The following is a 17,589-nucleotide window of genomic DNA, read 5'->3' on the forward strand; positions in this document are numbered from 1 at the left end:
AGATGGGCAGGCTTCCACCGCGACCACCCCACCGCCGCTCGCCGTGATCTTGGCCTGCCCGGAGCCGGAGCGCCCCGCCGGAGGCATGCGGTAAGCCCAGCCCCGTGACTGGCTGCGCCTGCGCTTGGCGACCCTCACCCCGTGGGCAGCGCACCGCGCCTACGAAGCGGCCCTGTCCTCGTTCGCGCCAGCTGACCGGCGTTTGCGCGGGCCGGTGCGGGAGCCTAAGTGGACGCAGCCGGCCCGCGCCGAGTCGGCAGCGCGTGCGGCCTGTCAGGGCCGCTTTAAAGACGTACAGAAAGTTCTCACAGAGCACGCAGACCATGTCTGTCGGGTCCCGAGACCTGGCACACGCAAGCGGTGCCCGTCAGCGTCTGTCAGCTGGCATGCCGACGGCGGCTGCTGCGTCTGCGAGCTCGGGAACTTCGAGGACCTCGACCCCGCTGGCGGTGAGGAGCTCAACTCCCTGGCAGTCGTCCACGAACAGACTCGGTTCACGCCAAGCGATCACCACACGACGGATACCTGCGTCAAGAATGAGCTGAGTGCAGGTCCGTGGGCGAGAACGCCTCTCGGAGCAGGGTTCCAAGCTGCTGTAGATCGTCATGTCGGTATGGGCGCCGGGTTTCAACTTGGCTAGGGCTGACTCCTCCGCGTGAATGTGAGGATCGGATTCACGCGAGTAGCCGCGCGCGACCTCGTGGCCGGCACTGTCCGTGATAATGGCGCCAACGGAAAAGGCTGTCGCTGAGGGGGGACATGCTTTCGCAAGCTCGATGGCGTGCATCAGCCATTCGTGGTCCGTCGTGGTGATGCCGCTCATGAGATGTCGGAGACTTCCTTTGGCAGGTAGCGAATTAGCGTGACGTCACCGATGGCGCGGACCTCGGCGACTTTCATGCGACGGCCGGAGCCTCCAGGGAAGTCACCGGCGTTGACGAACCTCGGAGCGGTGGCGTCGCCTACGAAGATCGGGGCGCTGACAAGCTGTAGTTCGTCTGCTAGGCCCTGAGTCAGGAACTGTGTGTGAACCGTACCGCCGCCTTCAACCATGAGGCGACGGACTCCGCGATGACCCAGGTCATCAAGCACCGTTGGTAGGTCAACGCTTGGTCCTACGCTGACGACGTCGGCTAGGCCCGCAAGCGCTTCGTGAAGCTTCGGCGCGCTCGACTCGGGGCAGTACACGATCTTGTCTCCGCCGTGATGCCAGAACCTGAGATCTGGGTCTAGGTCACCGCTGTTAGTGATCGTGACCTTGACTGGGAACGGTGGAAGCCCCTGGGCGACGCGCTCGTTCCGGCGAGCTTCAGAGTTCACGAGTAGCCGCGGATTGTCTTTGCGCATGGTTGTGGCACCGATCGAGATGGCGTCACTGTGAGCACGAACGTCATCGACACGATCGAAGTCTGCGGCGTTGGACAGGAGTAGGCGCTCGGGGATGTGTCGTCGATGTAGCCATCGACGGACACTGCGCAGCTCAGCAGGACGTGTGGGCGCTGGGACATGGCAGATGATTCCTTGTGACGACCATGGAACAGGACAGTCACTCAGATAGTCACCCGGAAGATCAAAAGGGCCACTCCCCATGTTGGGATGTGGCCCTTGACCTTGGTGGGCGATACTGGGATCGAACCAGTGACCTCTTCGGTGTGAACGAAGCGCTCTCCCCCTGAGCTAATCGCCCGCCCTGTCGGCTCCTTGCGGTGCCGACGGGGAAAACCATACCGCACTCTGGCACCTGCTGGCGAAGCGAAGCGGCCGGGTGGTGGTTCGCAGGTGGCTGCGCGGTTGCTCTGGGGTTGCTCCGGGGAGGATCGGGGGAGGTTCCGGGGTGACGAGGACGGGGCCGGGGAGGGATTCAGGTGAAACGCGGCGGTTGCCCACCGGCGGGGTGGGTCGGTGGCATACCATCGTCCTGTTCCGTAAGGCACCGATCGCGATCTTTTGGCAAGAAACGTTCATGGTCGGCGCGGCGGGACAGGCTCCACAACACGCAAAACCCTCGTAAATACGACCCGATTTGATCCCGTTTAGCCTGGTAGATGCCTAAATGTCCAGCTGTGATGTGCGTTACAGAAGGCCCCTGGAGCGGAATCTTTCCTACAGGTTTCTTCGTTCCGCGTCATAGCTGCAGGACGAAGTCCGTCAGAGCAGTGAAAGCCCCGAAGAGGGGACCTACGACGAAAAGGTTTGGCTGACGATGAACAGCACCACCGTCTCCGCCGAGCTTGGCCTTCGGCTTGTGGTCCCCGACCGTACTACCGTCCCCCTGCTCGCCGGACTGAGTTACACAGCCGACGACCCTTACGCCATCCGCATGGCCTTCCACGTAGGGAATGACGAGCCGGTCGAGTGGATCTTTGCTCGCGAACTGCTCACCGTGGGCATCGTGAGACGTGTCGGCGACGGCGACGTACAGGTGTGGCCGGCGCGTGCCGACGGCGAGCGCACGCTCCACATCAGTCTCACGTCCCCGTTCGGGCAGGCGCTCTTCGAGGTGCCGCTGGCCCCGCTCACCGAGTTCCTGCACCGTACGTACGAGAAGGTCCCCGCGGGCCGCGAGACGGACTACATGGATCTCGACGCCGAGCTGACCAACATGCTCTGGCCCTCCTGACCCCCTAGCCAGGCAGCGTTTCCAGGACCTTGCGCATGCGGGCGATCTCGATGCTCTGACCCGAGTAGACGTCCTTCGCCATCAGCCGCATGCGCTGGTCCCGGCCGGTCGCCAGCTCCTCCCCCGCCATCTTGACCGCCCCCTCGTGGTGCCGGGTCATCAGCTGCAGGAACATGCGGTCGAAGGCCGCCCCCTTCGCGGCGCGCAGGGCGTTCAGCTCCTCGGGCGTCGCCATGCCGTACCCCGCCGCCTCGGTGTGGGTGTGAGCGTCCGGAGCTGAGCGGCCGAGTTCGTCCAGCCAGGCCGTCATGGCCTTGATCTCCGGGGTCTGTGCGGCGGTGATCTGGCGGGCGAACGCGCGGATGGTGTCCGTGGTCGTACGGTCGTTCACCAGTGAGGTCATCTCCAGGGCCTGGCGGTGGTGGGGGATCATGGCCTCGGCGAAACGTACGTCCGAGGCCACCGTCGGCACCGGCGTCTGCCCGACCCGCTCCCCCGGCGTCGCGGTACGGCCCACCGCCCCCGGACGCCCCGGCACGATCACCGGCGCCCCCGTGCCCACGGGGGAGGGCCCGGCAGGCGCGGCAGGCTCCTGTGAGCAGGCTGCGAGCACAAATGTGGTCACAACTGTGATGAACACCGCACACGACCGCGTACCCACTGACATAGCTTCCATAGTGAACTACGAGACAAAGGGGAATGCGCGTTGATCTCTGCCAAGTTGCGCGGAGCGTTGTTGTGTACGGTGCTGCTGTTAACCTCCGCCTGCGCGGCGGGGCAGTCGGCGTCCGGGGAGTCCACACCCGCCACCTCCACGCAGGAGACCAGCGCTCCAACCGGCAAGCCGTCGTCCGACGACGGGGTGATGACGAGCGACAACGTCAAGCTCGTCGCCCAGATGCCGCGCCCCGCCCCGATGAACGGCCGCGACGACATCAACACCGACCTGGCGTTCCAGGGTGACTACGCGTACGTGGGGAACTTCGGCGGGTTCGCGATCTATGACATCAGCGAACCGACCAAGCCTCAACTGGTGAGCACGGTGTCCTGTCCGGCGCAGCAGAACGATGTTTCGGTGTACGGCAACCTGTTAGTCCTGTCGATCGACGAGCCGCGCGGCGGCGAGGAGTGCGACTCCGGCGACGACAGCCGCGAATGGGAGGGGCTGCGGATCTTCGACATCACCGACAAGAAGAGCCCCAAGTACATCAGTGCGGTCAGGACCGACTGCGGCTCCCACACCCACACGATGGTCCCCGCCGGGGAAACGCTGTACGTGTACGTCTCCTCGCCCGGCCCCGAGCCCGAGTCGAAGACCTGTCCCCCGCCGCACGAGCTCATCCAGATCGTAGAGATCCCCACAAAGTCGCCTCAGTCCGCAAAAATCGTGGCGAAGCCGGATATCTTCCCTGAGCGGCAGCACTCCGAGCTCGCCTCCGGCTGCCACGACATCACCGCGTACCCCGAGAAGAAGCTGGCCGCGGCTGCCTGCTTCGGCGACGGTGTGCTCCTCGACATCTCCGACCCGGTCAATCCGAAGGTCCTCCAGCAGATCACCGACACGGAGAACTTCCAGATCTGGCACTCGGCGACGTTCAACAACGACGCCACGAAGGTCGTCTTCAGCGACGAGCTGGGCGGCGGCGGCCAGGCCACGTGCGACAGCAACACGCCGCGCACGAAGGGCGCGGACGCCGTGTACGACATCGTGAACGGCAAGCTGGAGCGGCGCGGATACTTCAAGATCCCCCGGGACCAGCAGGAGAACGAGAACTGCGTGGCCCACAACGGCTCCCTGATCCCGGTGCCGGGCAAGGACGTCATGGTGCAGTCGTGGTACCAGGGCGGGGTGTCGATCTGGGACTTCACGGACTCGGCCAACCCCAAGGAGATCGGCTACTTCGAACGCGGCCCGTTCCCTGGCGGTGGCATCGCGGGCTCCTGGTCGGCGTACTACTACAACGGGTACATCTACTCCAGCGACATCATGGCGGGGCTGGACGTGCTGCAGATCAACGATCCCCTCACCGATCCGGCCAAGAAGGTCAAGATGGACGACTTCAACGTCCAGACCCAGAAGTCGTACTGACCCAGGGCCGAGTGCCGATTGCCAGTTGCTCTCGGGGTGCGGCCCACGTGGCCGTCTCCGGACGCTGACTCGAACGTCTTCCCGGGTGGGTGCCGTTTTCTTGTTCTTGACGGCGCCCGCCCGTCCGTCCAGGGCACCACTGGCCGCCGTGCCCTGAGCGCCGCCCGTGAGCCCCGTCCGTGAGCCCCGCTCGTGGACGCTACCTGGGCGCCGTCCCTGAGGAGTCCCTCCTTCTGTACGGCGGCCGCTCATCGACACTGGAGGGCCGCCTGGGCGCCCGTCACCACGTGACCGCTCTTGGGTGGTCCCTGGTCGGCGGTTGCTGGTCGGCGGTCTGAAGTGGCTGGGCGGGGCAATGCGGCGGGTGCACGCGCGGACGACGCGCTGATCGGCCCGGAACGCCACCTGATCGGCCCGGGACAGCGAAAAAGCCCCAGTCTCCCGGCAGGTGCCGTGAGCTGGGGCTTTTGGAGCATGGTGGACGATACTGGGATTGAACCAGTGACCTCTTCCGTGTCAGGGAAGCGCTCTCCCGCTGAGCTAATCGTCCTTGTGAGGTGGCGACGGGATTTGAACCCGTGTGGACGGCTTTGCAGGCCGCTGCCTCGCCTCTCGGCCACGCCACCGAGCCGGAAGCTCCGAGCGGAAGACGGGATTCGAACCCGCGACCCTCACCTTGGCAAGGTGATGCTCTACCACTGAGCCACTTCCGCATCCGCCCCGTCTTACCCGGGGCGACGAGAGAACTCTAGCGAATCCTGGCCGAGTACCCAAACTGGATTACGCTCCCGCAGGTCACGTGTGGCCCCCGTTGACGGTGATGCGCTGGCCTGTGACGAACGCACCACCCTCCGAGGCGAGGAACGAGACGGCCGCCGCTACGTCACCGGGCGTGCCCATGCGCCCCAGGGGCACCTCCACGAGGTAATCGCTCTCGTCGAGGCCCGCGTGCCGCTCGACCGGGATCCAGCCGGGGGCGACGACGTTGGCCGTGATGCCGTACGGGCCCAGCTCGCGGGCCCACACCTGGGTTATCGCGTGCTGTGCGCCCTTTGCCGCGATATAGGCGGACATGCCGGGCAGCTTGCGGTCCACGATGTCGGAGCCGATCTGGATGACGCGTCCGCCGCCGTGCTCCTTCATGCCCGGCAGCACCGCCTGCACCAGCAGTGTCGGGCTCTTGACGAAGAACTCCAGCTGGTCGAGGTGCGTCTGCCAGGTGAGGTCCTCCAGCGCGACGGACGGCTGCTGGCCGGTCGCGTTGACCACCAGGACGTGGACCGGGCCCAGGCGCTCGGTGACGCCGGCGACCAGGGCCGCCACGTCGGGCTCGTGCGTGACGTCGGCGCCGAACGCCTCCGCGGCGCCGCCCGCGGCGTGGATCTCGTCCACCACCCTCGCGGCGCCGTCGGCGTCCCGGCTGTAGTTGACGGCGACGGCCAAGCCGTCGGCGGCCAGCCTGCGCGCGATCACGGCTCCCAGGCCGCGCGACGCGCCGGTCACGAGGGCGACTGCTGTCATGAGATCCGACTCTAGCGACGATCTCCTCGATCTCGACGATCTCCTCGAACGCCCGCAGCTCGGGCCTTGGCGACGCACGCGCCATCCACCAAGCTCAGGCGACGCGGGCACCGTCGGCCCGGCTCCCCCAGTCGACATGGGCACGGTCCGCCCGGCTCCCCCAGTCGACATGGGCACCGTCCACCCGGCCCCCTCGGGCAACGTGGGCACCGTCGACTTGGCTCCCCCAGGCGATGTGAGCGCCATCGGCCAGGCTCAGGCGACATGAGCGCCGTCGAGCGCGTGAGCCCGGCGAGCGCCCCGAACCCGGCGAGCGCCGGAGAGCGCCCTTGAGCCCGGCGAGCGCCGTCCAGCACTCTGAGCCTGACGTCCTGAGCCCCGTAGGCCGGGTTTCAGCGGCCCTGGGGGCCGCCGGACACGGCCGCCGGGTGCGGGCCCTCCGTCTCCAGGCGGTATTCGCGGCCGGAAACCGCGCGGTTGCCGTCGATGACGCGCTCCGACGGAGTCCGCTCCCCGTCCGCCAGCGCCTGCCGCATCCTCCTGAACCGCTCGTGCTCCTCCAGCACGTACCCGGTCCCCAGGGTCGTGCGGTCGACCTGGGTGGCGAGCAGGTCGCGGAGGTACGCCTTGTTCGGCGCGAACGTCATCGGCGGCGGGAACGCCTGAGCCAGCACCTGGTCCGGATCCCGCCCCTCGAAGCGCCTGAACAGCTCCGCCGCCAGCCGCAGATGCTCCAGCTCCATGTTGAGATGCAGCTCCCAGATCCCCTTCACCCGGGGATCCGACTCGGTCTCCATGAACGAGTAGTACAGGTAGCACTCGTTGTACTCGTGGTTGAGCAGCCGCTCCCACCAGCTCTCGCCCGGATCGGCCAGCGACTCGTAGTGGGTGAGGTGCCCCTCGTCGATCAGCGCGATCTCCTGGTAGAGCCGCCGGGCCGCGGGCTCCAGGCACATGGGGCCGGCGTTCATGGAGAAGTTCATGAGCTGTTGCTCCAGCGCCATGACGGTGAGCGCGTGCAGCCGTGACAGCGGCTCCGTCTTCCCCCTGTCGTACGGCTCGCGCACGTTGTCCGTCGGGTCCCGGTGCTGCAGGTACGTCGGCCGCCCCGGCATCACCTCGGTCACCCGGCCCACGATCTTCTCGGCCGCGCGGTGCTCGATCATCTCGTACAGGTTCGCGTACCGGTAGAGATGGTCGAGATGCTCCAGCGCGCCGAACTGGTAAGCCTGCTTCAGGTACTCGTCCGGCTCCATCCGCGCCGCCCACGCCGTCAGGTCCACCGCGGCCTGCTCGTAGGCGATCGTGGTCTCCAGCACCGACGACACCCCCGGCAGCAGCCAGTTGACCACCTTCTGCTGCTGTGCCTCGATGTAGCGCACCCGCGCCAGTCGCTGCCTGATCTCGGCGTCGGGGCAGTGGCGGGCGAGCTGGTGGCCGAAGAAGATCGCCTCCGTCTCGATCCCGTTCATGGTGATGATCCGGCACCGCGTGTAGGGGTCGATGTGGTCGGGGTCGATCGGTGTGACGTTCAGCTGGTTCCAGGCGCGCAGCTGGTCGTCCAGCGGGATACCCCGCTCCTGCAATGGGTCGAAGGCCATGTCGCTGCGCTTACCCGGGGCGAAATGCGGCAACCTCCGCGTTCGGTCCTCTAACGGCCCGCGTTCGGTAAGGAAGCGCGTGCCCGCCGGAGCTCCGGGTAGGGCGCGGGCGTGGGTGAACAAGATGTCATCGATTTGCTGGTGACCCAGCACAGCCAGATCAGGGACCTGTTCGACGAGGTCGAGCAGGCGCCGCCGGACAAGGTGGAGGAGGCCTTCGACCGCCTGACGCGGTTGTTGTCCGTGCACGAGACGGCCGAGGAGGAGATCGTCCACCCGTACGCGCGCAGGAAGCTCGACAACGGGCAGGGCGTCGTGGGCGACCGCCTCACCGAGGAGAACCGGGCCAAACAGCTCCTCCTCGACCTCCACAAGGGGGGCGTGGACCATCCGCAGTTCTGGGAGCGCCTCGGCCAGCTGCGGCTCGCCGTGGCCGCGCACGCCCGGAGCGAGGAACGCTACGAGTTCGCCAAGCTGCGTGCGAACACCTCCGCGGTCGAGCGGCGGGCCATGGCCGCGGCGGTGCGGGCGGCCGAGAGCCTCGCCCCGCTGCGCCCGCACCCCGGCACGGAGAGCGCCACCAAGAACGTGCTGGTGGGCACGCCGATCGCGCTGATGGAGCGGGCTCGGGAGCTGATCCGCAAAGCGCTCGGCAAACGCGGCTGACGCCCGCTCCGCAAAGCGCTCCACAAAGCGCTCGGCAAGCGCCGCTGACACGCGCCCGGCGACTGCGGCTGACGCTTCGACGCAGGTCGAAATGTCGCCGTACTAACGTCGTACGCATGGAGTACATCGCTCGTGACGCCGACATAGCCCCCGTCGCCGCGCTCATCGCGGACCCGACCCGGGCGGCCATGCTGACGGCCCTGCTCGACGGGCGGGCCCTGGCGGCGGGAGAGCTGGCCAGGGTGGCCGGGGTCAGCGCCGCCACGGCGAGCGCCCACCTGGCCAGGCTGCTCGACGGGCGGCTGGTCGACGTCGTACGCCAGGGCCGCCACCGCTACTACCGCCTGTCCGGGCACGACGTGGCCGAGGTGCTGGAGGTGCTGGCCAGGGTCAGCGCCCGCCCGCCCGTGCGGTCGCTGCGCCAGTCCAGGCAGGCCAGGATGCTGGAGGAGGCCCGCACCTGCTACGACCACCTCGCGGGCCGCGCCGGGGTGGGGCTGCTCGACCGGCTCAGGGAGGGCGGCTACTACGCGGCGCACGACCTGACCGAGGCGGGCGAGCGGCTGCTCGGCGGCATCGGCGTGGACGTGGACGGCGCGCGCGGGTCCAGGAGGCGGTTCGCGCCCGAGTGCCTGGACTGGACCGAGCGCAGGTCGCATCTCGGCGGCGCGCTCGGGGCCGCGATCACGGAGGTGCTGTTCGAACGGGGCTGGTACCGGCGTGGGAAGGTGCCCAGGGCGGTGGTCCTCACCGACGAGGGCAGGGAGGGCCTGTCCGCATTGTTCCCAAGTAAGGAGCTAACATCGGGTACGCCGGTTACCTAGCGAGCAGCGAGAGAGACTCCCCATGCGCGACAACGAAGTCGTGAACGTCGGCCCCGAGCCCCTGACCTTCGACGACGTCATCAAGGTGGCCCGTCACGGCGCCGCCGTACAGCTCACCGACGACGCCCTCGCCGCCATCTCGGCGGCCCGCCAGCGGGTGGACGAGCTGGCCGAGAGCCCGACGCCCGCGTACGGCATCTCGACGGGCTTCGGAGCCCTGGCCACGCGGCACATCGACCCCGCCCTGCGGGCCCAGCTCCAGCGCTCGCTGGTGCGCTCGCACGCGGCGGGCAGCGGGCCCGAGGTCGAGACCGAGGTCGTGCGCGCGCTCATGCTGCTGCGCCTGCACACGCTCGCCACCGGCCACACCGGCATCAGGCCCACCACGGCCAAGACCCTGGCCGCGCTGATCAGCGCGGGCATCACGCCGGTCGTGCACGAGTTCGGCAGCCTCGGCTGCTCGGGCGACCTCGCGCCGCTGGCGCACGTCGCGCTCACGCTGATGGGCGAGGGCGTCGTACGGGACGCCTCCGGGAGCCTCCAGTCGGCCGGCGAGGCGCTCAAGCAGGCCCACATCGACCCCGTCGAGCTGGCCGCCAAGGAGGGCCTGGCGCTCATCAACGGCACGGACGGCATGCTCGGCATGCTCATCCTGGCCATCCACGACCTCACGGCGCTGGTCAGGACCGCCGACGTGAGCGCCGCGATGAGCGTGGAGGGGCTGCTGGGCACCGACCGGGTGTTCATGCCGGAGCTGCAGGCGCTGCGGCCGCACCCCGGCCAGGCCCTGTCCGCCGCCAACATGACCAAGGTCCTGCGCGACTCCGGCGTCATGGCCAGCCACCGCGACCCGGAGTCCTGCACCCGCGTCCAGGACGCCTACTCGCTGCGCTGCGCCCCCCAGGTCGCCGGGGCCGCCCGTGACACGATCGCGCACGCCGCCACCGTGGCCGGGTGGGAGCTGGCCAGCGCCGTCGACAACCCCGCCGTGCTGGCCGACGGCCGGGTCGAGTCCAACGGCAACTTCCACGGCGCCCCGATCGCGTACGTCCTGGACTTCCTGGCCGTGGTGGCCGCCGACCTGGCCTCGATGTCGGAGCGGCGTACCGACCGGTTCCTGGACGTGGCCCGCAACCACGGCCTGCCCGCCTTCCTGGCCGACGATCCCGGCGTCGACTCGGGTCACATGATCGCCCAGTACACCCAGGCGGCCATCGTCTCCGAGATGAAGCGCCTGGCCGTGCCCGCGAGCGTGGACTCCATCCCCAGCTCGGCCATGCAGGAGGACCACGTGTCCATGGGCTGGTCGGCGGCGCGCAAGCTGCGCAAGTCGGTGGACGGGCTCACCCGCGTGCTGGCCGTCGAGGTGCTCACCGCCGCCCGCGCGCTCGACCTGCGCGCCCCGCTGGTGCCCGCGCCCGCGACCGCCGCCGTGGTCAAGGCGCTGCGCGAGACCGTGCCCGCGCCGGGGCCCGACCGGTTCCTGGCGCCGGAGATCGAGTCGGCCGTGCGCCTGGTGGCCGACGGCGGCGTGGTGGCGGCGGCGGAGTCGGTCACCGGTCCCCTGAACTAGCGGGGAAGCCCGACTCCCCTGAACTAGCGGGGAAGCCCGACTCCCCTGAACTAGCGGGGAAGCGCGACGATCAGGTCCACCTCCAGCAGCAGCCCCGGCCGGAACAACCTGGACACCTCCACGGTGGTGCTGGCCGGGGGCGTGCCGGTGATGTACTTCGCGCGGACCCGCCCGTACTCGACGAGCTGGTCCATGTCCGTCACGTACGACCGGATGAACGCGATGTCCTCGAACGTCGCCCCCTGGTCGGCGAGGATCCGCGAGACGACCTGGAAGATGTGCTCGGACTGGGCGGCCATGGAGCCCTCTCCGACGAGGTCCCCGTGCTCGTCGAAGGCGGCCTGGCCGGAGACGTAGAGCATGTCGCCGACGCGTACGGCGTGCGAGTAGCGGCCGTTCGTGGCGGGGATCGTCGACAGGTTCAGCGGCACCGCGCGGTGGGCGGGACCCCCGCCGGCATGCTCGGCGACGGCCGTCAGGTCGCGCTCCCCCAGCCCGGCCGCCCGCGCCTCCTGCAGCCTGGCCCGCGCCGCGCCGGCCATGGACGCGCCCTCCCAGGCGCCCAGCTCCAGGTCCTTGGTCGCGTGGGCCAGCGAGTAGCGGGTCTCGGCGGACGGCACGCGCAGCCGCTCCGCCAGCGTGCCCAGCGGGGTGCCAGACAGCACGTCGATCAGCGCGCCCCGGTCCACGCCGTGCGCCTCGCCGTATGCGAACGTCTCGGCCAGCAGCACCTGGGCGGGCACGAGCGCGCTCATGACGGCGATCTTCATGGCCGCGCCCGCGCCCAGCGGCCCGAGCTCCCGCACCGAGCCGAACACCGACAGCACCTCGCGGCAGCCCGACACGTCGCCGCCGGCCAGCACGGTCAGCGTGCCGTCGGCCGCCGGGCCCACGCTGCCCAGCACCGGCGCGTCCACCAGGCCCACCTCGGCCGGGAGCAGCGCGCGCAGCTCGCGCACCGCCTCCGGGCCGATCGTGGACATCTCCACCACCGTCGCGCCGGGCCGCAGCCCCGGCAGCGCCGCCGTCAGCACCTCCCGCACCGCGGCCGGGTCGCTGAGCATGGTGACGACCAGCTCGGCCCCGTCCACCGCCGCCGCCGCGGACACGCCGCCCCCGCGCCGCCACGTGGTCACCTTGTGCCCGGCCCGGGTCAGCCGCCGGGCCATGGGGACGCCCATGCGCCCCTGTCCGAGAAAAGCAATCATGTGCGACAGTCAACCTGGACGCGAGGTATTCCACCACCGACTAGATTGCATATCAGCCATGCGAGATCTGAATGCCTTGGATCCAGGAGCGCTGCGGCTGTTCCACGAGGTCGCCGCGAGCGGCTCGTTCACGGCCGCCGCCGAGCTGCTCGGATACACCCAGTCGGCGGTCTCCCGCCGAGTCGCCGCGCTGGAGCGCGCCACCGGCGGGCCGCTCTTCGAGCGCCTGCCCCGCGGGGTGCGCCTGACCCCCGCGGGGCAGGCGCTGCACCGGCACGCCGTGGCCGTGCTCGACCGGCTCGAACGCGCGGGCGAGGAGCTGGCCGCCATCCACACCGGCCGGGGCGGGACGCTGCGGGTGGGCGCGTTCGCCACGGCCAACGTGGATCTGGTGCCCGGCACGCTCAAACGGTTCGCGCAGCGGCGGCCCGGCGTCGAGCTGCGGCTGGTCGAGGGGCTGACCCCGCGGCTGATGGACCGGCTGCGCGGCGGCGCGCTCGACGTGGCCGTGATCAGCGACTACCCGGCCGGGCTGGCCGCCGAGGGCGTCCGTACGGTGCCGCTGCGCGAGGACCGGCTGCTGGTCGCGCTGCCCGGCGGCCACCGGCTGGCCGCCGAGGCCGACGTGGACCTGCGGGACCTGGCCGGCGAGACGTGGATCGAGGCCGCCCCGCGCGGGCAGCCGACCCTGCTGGTGACCGCGTGCGCGGCGGCCGGGTTCACGCCGCGCAGCGGGCTGCGGGTGGCCGAGTGGACGGGCAAGTTCGGGTTCGTTGCCGCCGGGCTCGGGGTGACGCTGGTGCCGGAGCTGGCGGCGCGGGCCGTGCCGCCGGACCTGGTGCTGCGGCCGCTGCGGGGAATGGCGCCCGCGCGGAAGGTGTACGCCGCCCTGCCCGAGACGCCACTGCCGGCCGCGCTGGAGCTCGTCGAAATGCTGGGAGAATGGGGAGTGTGTACGACGGTTTCGCCCACTTAGGACACGTGTACGCGACCGGGTTGCGTGACGTGACCTCCGACCTGGCCGCGCTCGACGGCGAGGGCTGGTGGGCTGTCGTCGTCGACTACGAGGGCAAGGTGACGTGCGCCCGGTTCGACCGGGTGCGCCGATCTCCCCTGCCCGCTCCCGCCGGCCCCTGGCACGGGCCCCGGCCCGACCAGTGGCGCAGCTCACTCGACCGGGCCGCCTACGAGCAGGGCGTTCGCGCCATCCGCGGCTATATCGAGCGGGGCGAGGTCTACCAGGCGAACCTCTGCCGGATCCTGTCGGCCCCCGTCCCGGCGGACGCCGACCCGCTCGCCCTGGCCGCCCGCCTGGCCGCGGGCAACCCCGCGCCGTACGCGGCCGTCATCCGGGTGCCCGGCCTGAGCGTGGTGTCCGCGTCGCCCGAGCTCTACCTGTCGCGTTCCGGCGACGTGGTGGAGTCCAGGCCGATCAAGGGCACGGGCGCGACCGCGGACGACCTCCTCGACAAGGACTACGCCGAGAACGTCATGATCGTCGACCTCGTCCGCAACGACCTCGGCAGGGTCGCGGCGGTGGGCTCGGTCGAGGTGCCGTCGCTCTGCGCCGTCGAGGAGCACCCCGGGCTCGTCCATCTCGTCTCCACCGTCCGGGCCAGACTGGCGCCCGGGGCGGGCTGGCCCGAGCTCTTCGCCGCGACTTTTCCGCCCGGATCTGTCACGGGCGCGCCCAAGTCGTCGGCTCTGCGGATCATCAACGAGCTCGAACCTGCTCCCCGGGGGCCGTACTGTGGGGCTGTGGGCTGGGTCGACGCCGACCGCCGCCGGGCGGCGCTGGCCGTGGGCATCAGAACATTCTGGATCTCGACGCCGGCTCACGGCGGCGGCGAGATCCGATTCGGCACGGGAGCGGGCATCACCTGGGGCAGCGACCCCAGGCGCGAATGGCTCGAAACCGAGCTCAAAGCAGCCAGGCTCATCGCACTGGCATCCACAGGAGGAACTACATGAACATCCCTGTCTGGGTCAACGGCGAGCTGATCGACCCCGCGCAGGCCACCGTCTCGGTGTTCGACCACGGACTCATGGTCGGCGACGGCGTCTTCGAGACGATCAAGATCGTGAACGGTCGGTCGTTCGCGCTCACCCGCCATCTCGACCGGCTCACGCTCTCCGCCCAGCGCATGGATCTGCCGGAGCCCGACGTCGAGGCCATCGCCGACGGCATCGCCAAGCTCCTGGAAGTCGCGCCCGCCTGGCAGCTCGGCCGCATCCGCGTCACCTACACCAGCGGCCCCGGCCCCCTCGGCTCCGACCGCGGCGACCAGGGCACCACGTCCGTCGTGATCGTGGACGAGCAGAAGCCGTTCCCTGCCACCGCCAACGTCACCGTCGTCCCCTGGCCCCGCAACGAGCGCGGCGCCCTGTCCGGGGTCAAGAGCACCTCGTACGGCGACAACGCCAAGGCCCTGCTGTACGCCAAGAATCGCGGGGGCGGCGAGGCCATCTTCGGCAACCTGGCGGGCAACCTCTGCGAGGGCACCGGCTCCAACATCTTCATCGTCCGCGACGGCCGCCTGCTCACCCCCACCCTCGAGGCCGGCCCTCTGGCCGGGGTGACCAGGGCGCTGGTGCTCGAATGGTGCGGCGCGGAGGAGACGGACGTGCCGCTGTCGGCGCTGTACGAGGCCGAGGAGGCGTTCCTGACCTCGACGACCCGGGACGTCCAGCCGATCGGGCTCGTCGACGACACCGAGCTGCCGGTCGCACCCGGCCCGATCACCACCAAGGCCATGCGGATCTTCGCCGAGCGCTCCGCCGCCGATCTGAACCCGTAAGCGGAAGGGCCCGGCCGCGCTCACCATTGGGCCACTTCACCGTCACCGCGCGGAGGCATCCGACCCGGCTCGGGCAGAGGACGGGGCGTGGCGAAGTCGACCCGTATCTTCCTGCTCGCGGCCCTGATCGCCGTGCTCGCCGTCTCCGGCGTGTGCGCCCTGCCGCCCGTGGGCGGTTTCCTGCTCGGCCGGGCCCTCGGCGGCGTGCTGGTCTTCCCCGGGATGGGCAGGGCGCCGGCGGGGGGCACGGCGGCGACGCTGGTGGCCTTCGCTCTGGCCTTGACCGGCGGGGCTTACCTCGCGTTCCGGTGGGCCGGGTTCGGCGGGTCGCGGCTGGGGGTGCTGGTCTGCTGGGGGCTGGCCGGCGGCCCCGCCGGGGTGCTGGCCGTGCTGATGTGGGCGCGGTTGCAGGATGTGCCCTTTCGGGACTATGTGACGTACGCGGCTTCGTGGGGGATGGCGACGGCGCTGCTCTCCGCCCTGCTGGCGCTGGCCGTCACCCGCGTGGCCCCGGGCGAGCCCGCCGCGCCCAAGAAAGCCACGAAGAAGGCCGCGAAGAAGAGGACCCTGGCGTTCCGGCCGCGTGGCTGGGTGCTGCCGAGCCTGGTGGCCGGGTGGTCGGTGGTCTGGAGCGTCTTCCTCGGACGGCACGACCTGCCGGCCTGGCTGCCGCTCTCGCCGGGTTACTTCGACCAGGTGGCCGTGGTGCTCGCCGCCGTCGCGGCCGGGTCGCTGGAGGGCGTGCTGCGGCGGCGATTACCGGTCGAGGGGCGGCCTGGGCGGGCGTTCGTCCTGGCGTGGGTCGCGCTGACCGCGGCCCCGGTCGTGTACGCGGCCGTCGTCGCGATCGACCGCGGCATGCGGGAGCTGCTGCTCGCGGACCCGCTGGGCTGGGCCTGGGCGGCGCGCTACCTCCGCGACCTCGGGACGGCGCTGATCGCCGAGCCCGCCCAGGTCGCCGTGCCCCCGCTGCTGCTCGCGCTGGCGGCCACCGGGCTCCAGACGGTCATTCCCGCCAGGCAGCGCCCGGCCGCCGCGCCCGATCCCGTGCGGCCCGATCGGCGGTGGAGCCTGCTGGTGGCCGGGGCGGCGGTCGCGCTGACGTACTTCTGCCTGGCCGTCACCTCGCGGTTCGCGCTGCTGACGCGGCGAACGTTCGACGAGGAGACGCCCGCGCCGCTGCGGGCGCTGGCGCTGCTCGCCCCGCCCGACCCGGCGCTGGGCAGGACCGTGGTGGTGTGGTCGTGGGCGGTGGTGGCCGCGTTCGCGGTGACGGCGGCGGCGCTGGTGTACGCGGCCGTCCGGGGACAGCTCGTCCGGCTCTTCCCCGCGTCGGACTACCTGGTGCTGACGGGCGCGCTCGCCCTGGCCACCGCGCTGGCCTGGAACCTCGGCAGCGTGATCGGCCACGCGGTCACCGGCGAGCGGCCGCTGGACGTCTCGCCCGCCCGGGAGGCCGCCGCGTTCACCGGGTTCGTGGTGCCGGTGTTCGGGGCGCTGCTGTTCATCGTGCATTCGCAGGTCGGCCTGACCAGGTTCGTCCGCGTGGTCGAACTGGAGGGCGAGGAGGGCTGGGCGAAGCTGCGCGAGCGCTACCGGGCCTGGAAGGAGCAGGTGCGCCCGCACGTGCCGAGCCGCGGGGAGCGCGGCCTGGCCGCGGCGCGGGCGGGCGGGGCGGCGCTGGTGATCGCCGTGGTGGCGGGGGCGCTCCAGGGGTTCGGCCTCGGGCCGCCCGTGGGGCGGGCCGACGCGCCCTTCCTCGCCGTGCCGGTGCTGTGCGTGACCCGCCCGCCGCTGGAGAACCTGACCGGCGCGCTGTACGTGGTCCTCCTGGCCGGGCTGGTCTACCTCGCCTTCGCCAGGCTGAACACGAAGGAGCGCCGGATGGCGCCCCTGCTGGCCGTCTGGGGGCTGTCGGTGGTCGCCGGCGGGCTGGCCGGCCTGTTCGACCCGGTCACCGGGCTGCAGACGGGCCTGGTCGCCGGGCCGCTCGTGGCCGCCGCGCTCGTGGTGCCGCTGCGGCGCAAGCTCCTCCTGTACGGCGCGGCGCTGCTGGTGCTCGTGGCGGCGGCGCCGGCCGTGAAGGGGAGCCCGGCGCGCGAGCGGGTCGCGCTCAGCCCCGTCACCTGGCGGGAACAGCGCCCGAGGCTCACGATCGACGTCTCCTACCCGCGGGCCCAGGGCCCCGACGCGGCGCGGATCGACGCGGCGCTCGCCGAGCCGGTGCGGGCGGCCGTCGAACGCGCGTCGCGCGACCTGCGCGCCGACCCCGCCGCCTCCCGTGCCGTCACGTCCACGTACGTGGTCGTGCGCGACGACGCCGACGTGATCTCCGTCCGCTACATGATGGCGGGGGACGCCGGGCGGGCCGTCAACTACGACCGGGCCGCGGGCCGGGCGCTCACCGTACAGGAGATCTTCGCCCCGGCCGCGTTCACCCCGGCGGGCCGGCGGCGGCTGGCCGACGCGCTGCGCCCGCTCATGCCGCCGCCCCAGAACCCGCGCACCGTGAGCGTCGACAACGACCGGGTGCTGGTCAACCTGGCCGCGGGCGCGGTGGAGTTCACGTTCGGGCGCGGCTACTACTGCGCGGCCTGCGAGCCGTTCACCGTACGGGCGTCGCGCGAGCGGCTGTCCGGGCTGTTGCGGCGCTGAACGATCTGGTCATCGAGCGCTCATAGCGCGACGA

General features: G+C 70.7%; 15 protein-coding genes and 4 tRNA genes. 9 read left to right on the plus strand and 10 right to left on the minus strand.

Features of this window, described 5'->3' with window-relative positions; genetic code table 11:
- Window positions 1–367 precede the first annotated feature (367 nt).
- From ABZS69_RS24865 to ABZS69_RS24875, 3 genes are all read right to left on the minus strand, one after another.
- Window positions 368–823 carry a dCMP deaminase gene (locus ABZS69_RS24865; RefSeq protein ID WP_355376666.1) on the minus strand — a complete coding sequence of 152 codons (456 nt, stop codon included), beginning with the start codon at window positions 821–823 and terminating at the stop codon, window positions 368–370.
- Window positions 820–1,590 (minus strand): dihydrofolate reductase family protein, encoded by a 771-nt coding sequence (locus ABZS69_RS24870; RefSeq protein WP_355376667.1) that lies wholly within the window; start codon window positions 1,588–1,590, stop codon window positions 820–822. The genes ABZS69_RS24865 and ABZS69_RS24870 overlap by 4 nt, the downstream gene beginning before the upstream one ends.
- A gap of 22 nt (window positions 1,591–1,612) precedes the next feature.
- Window positions 1,613–1,687 (minus strand) — tRNA-Val (locus tag ABZS69_RS24875).
- Between the two features lie 516 nt (window positions 1,688–2,203).
- On the opposite strand from ABZS69_RS24875, the gene ABZS69_RS24880 reads away from it, so the two are divergent.
- Window positions 2,204–2,620 (plus strand): SsgA family sporulation/cell division regulator, encoded by a 417-nt coding sequence (locus ABZS69_RS24880; protein ID WP_103958541.1) that lies wholly within the window; start codon window positions 2,204–2,206, stop codon window positions 2,618–2,620.
- A 4-nt stretch (window positions 2,621–2,624) separates the two neighbouring features.
- Here the strand turns inward: ABZS69_RS24880 and ABZS69_RS24885 are convergent, their stop codons facing one another.
- Window positions 2,625–3,245, minus strand: a complete 621-nt coding sequence (locus ABZS69_RS24885; RefSeq protein ID WP_355376669.1) for a DUF305 domain-containing protein — start codon at window positions 3,243–3,245, stop codon at window positions 2,625–2,627.
- Between the two features lie 81 nt (window positions 3,246–3,326).
- On the opposite strand from ABZS69_RS24885, the gene ABZS69_RS24890 reads away from it, so the two are divergent.
- Entirely contained in the window at window positions 3,327–4,709 is a 1,383-nt protein-coding gene (locus ABZS69_RS24890; protein WP_355376670.1) for a hypothetical protein, read from the plus strand.
- Window positions 4,710–5,184: 475 nt separating this feature from the next.
- Here ABZS69_RS24890 and ABZS69_RS24895 read toward each other — a convergent pair.
- The 5 genes from ABZS69_RS24895 to ABZS69_RS24915 all read right to left on the minus strand — a co-directional run bounded on the left by ABZS69_RS24895 (window position 5,185) and on the right by ABZS69_RS24915 (window position 7,831).
- Window positions 5,185–5,259, minus strand: a tRNA-Val gene (locus ABZS69_RS24895).
- 5 nt (window positions 5,260–5,264) lie between these two features.
- Window positions 5,265–5,335: transfer RNA gene (locus ABZS69_RS24900), tRNA-Cys, on the minus strand.
- A 15-nt stretch (window positions 5,336–5,350) separates the two neighbouring features.
- Window positions 5,351–5,422 (minus strand) — tRNA-Gly (locus ABZS69_RS24905).
- An 82-nt stretch (window positions 5,423–5,504) separates the two neighbouring features.
- Entirely contained in the window at window positions 5,505–6,230 is a 726-nt protein-coding gene (locus ABZS69_RS24910; RefSeq protein WP_355376672.1) for an SDR family oxidoreductase, read from the minus strand.
- Window positions 6,231–6,622: 392 nt separating this feature from the next.
- Entirely contained in the window at window positions 6,623–7,831 is a 1,209-nt protein-coding gene (locus ABZS69_RS24915; RefSeq protein ID WP_355376673.1) for a hypothetical protein, read from the minus strand.
- A 111-nt stretch (window positions 7,832–7,942) separates the two neighbouring features.
- On the opposite strand from ABZS69_RS24915, the gene ABZS69_RS24920 reads away from it, so the two are divergent.
- The 3 genes from ABZS69_RS24920 (at window position 7,943) to hutH (ending at window position 10,894) form a co-directional block, all read left to right on the plus strand.
- Window positions 7,943–8,497, plus strand: a complete 555-nt coding sequence (locus ABZS69_RS24920; protein ID WP_355376674.1) for a hemerythrin domain-containing protein — start codon at window positions 7,943–7,945, stop codon at window positions 8,495–8,497.
- Between the two features lie 116 nt (window positions 8,498–8,613).
- Window positions 8,614–9,321: a metalloregulator ArsR/SmtB family transcription factor gene (locus ABZS69_RS24925; RefSeq protein ID WP_355376676.1), complete on the plus strand. Its 708-nt coding sequence runs from the start codon at window positions 8,614–8,616 to the stop codon at window positions 9,319–9,321.
- Between the two features lie 22 nt (window positions 9,322–9,343).
- The gene (hutH, locus tag ABZS69_RS24930; RefSeq protein ID WP_355376678.1) at window positions 9,344–10,894 is read left to right on the plus strand and encodes a histidine ammonia-lyase; all 1,551 of its coding nucleotides are present in this window, start codon (window positions 9,344–9,346) and stop codon (window positions 10,892–10,894) included.
- Window positions 10,895–10,944: 50 nt separating this feature from the next.
- Here the strand turns inward: hutH and ABZS69_RS24935 are convergent, their stop codons facing one another.
- Window positions 10,945–12,102: a Rid family hydrolase gene (locus tag ABZS69_RS24935; RefSeq protein WP_355376680.1), complete on the minus strand. Its 1,158-nt coding sequence runs from the start codon at window positions 12,100–12,102 to the stop codon at window positions 10,945–10,947.
- A 58-nt stretch (window positions 12,103–12,160) separates the two neighbouring features.
- On the opposite strand from ABZS69_RS24935, the gene ABZS69_RS24940 reads away from it, so the two are divergent.
- The 4 genes from ABZS69_RS24940 to ABZS69_RS24955 all read left to right on the plus strand — a co-directional run bounded on the left by ABZS69_RS24940 (window position 12,161) and on the right by ABZS69_RS24955 (window position 17,555).
- A complete protein-coding gene (locus ABZS69_RS24940) occupies window positions 12,161–13,078 on the plus strand; it encodes a LysR family transcriptional regulator (RefSeq protein ID WP_355376682.1) in 918 nt (305 codons plus the stop codon).
- Window positions 13,045–14,073, plus strand: a complete 1,029-nt coding sequence (locus ABZS69_RS24945) for a chorismate-binding protein (RefSeq protein ID WP_355376683.1) — start codon at window positions 13,045–13,047, stop codon at window positions 14,071–14,073. The genes ABZS69_RS24940 and ABZS69_RS24945 overlap by 34 nt, the downstream gene beginning before the upstream one ends.
- Window positions 14,070–14,900 (plus strand): aminotransferase class IV, encoded by an 831-nt coding sequence (locus ABZS69_RS24950; protein WP_355376685.1) that lies wholly within the window; start codon window positions 14,070–14,072, stop codon window positions 14,898–14,900. Before ABZS69_RS24945 ends, ABZS69_RS24950 begins: the two co-directional genes overlap by 4 nt.
- An 87-nt stretch (window positions 14,901–14,987) precedes the next feature.
- The gene (locus ABZS69_RS24955; RefSeq protein ID WP_355376687.1) at window positions 14,988–17,555 is read left to right on the plus strand and encodes a hypothetical protein; all 2,568 of its coding nucleotides are present in this window, start codon (window positions 14,988–14,990) and stop codon (window positions 17,553–17,555) included.
- Window positions 17,556–17,589 lie beyond the last annotated feature (34 nt).

It is taken from the genome of Nonomuraea sp. NPDC005650, assembly GCF_040605375.1.
In the GTDB taxonomy this organism is placed as follows: Bacteria; Actinomycetota; Actinomycetes; order Streptosporangiales; family Streptosporangiaceae; genus Nonomuraea.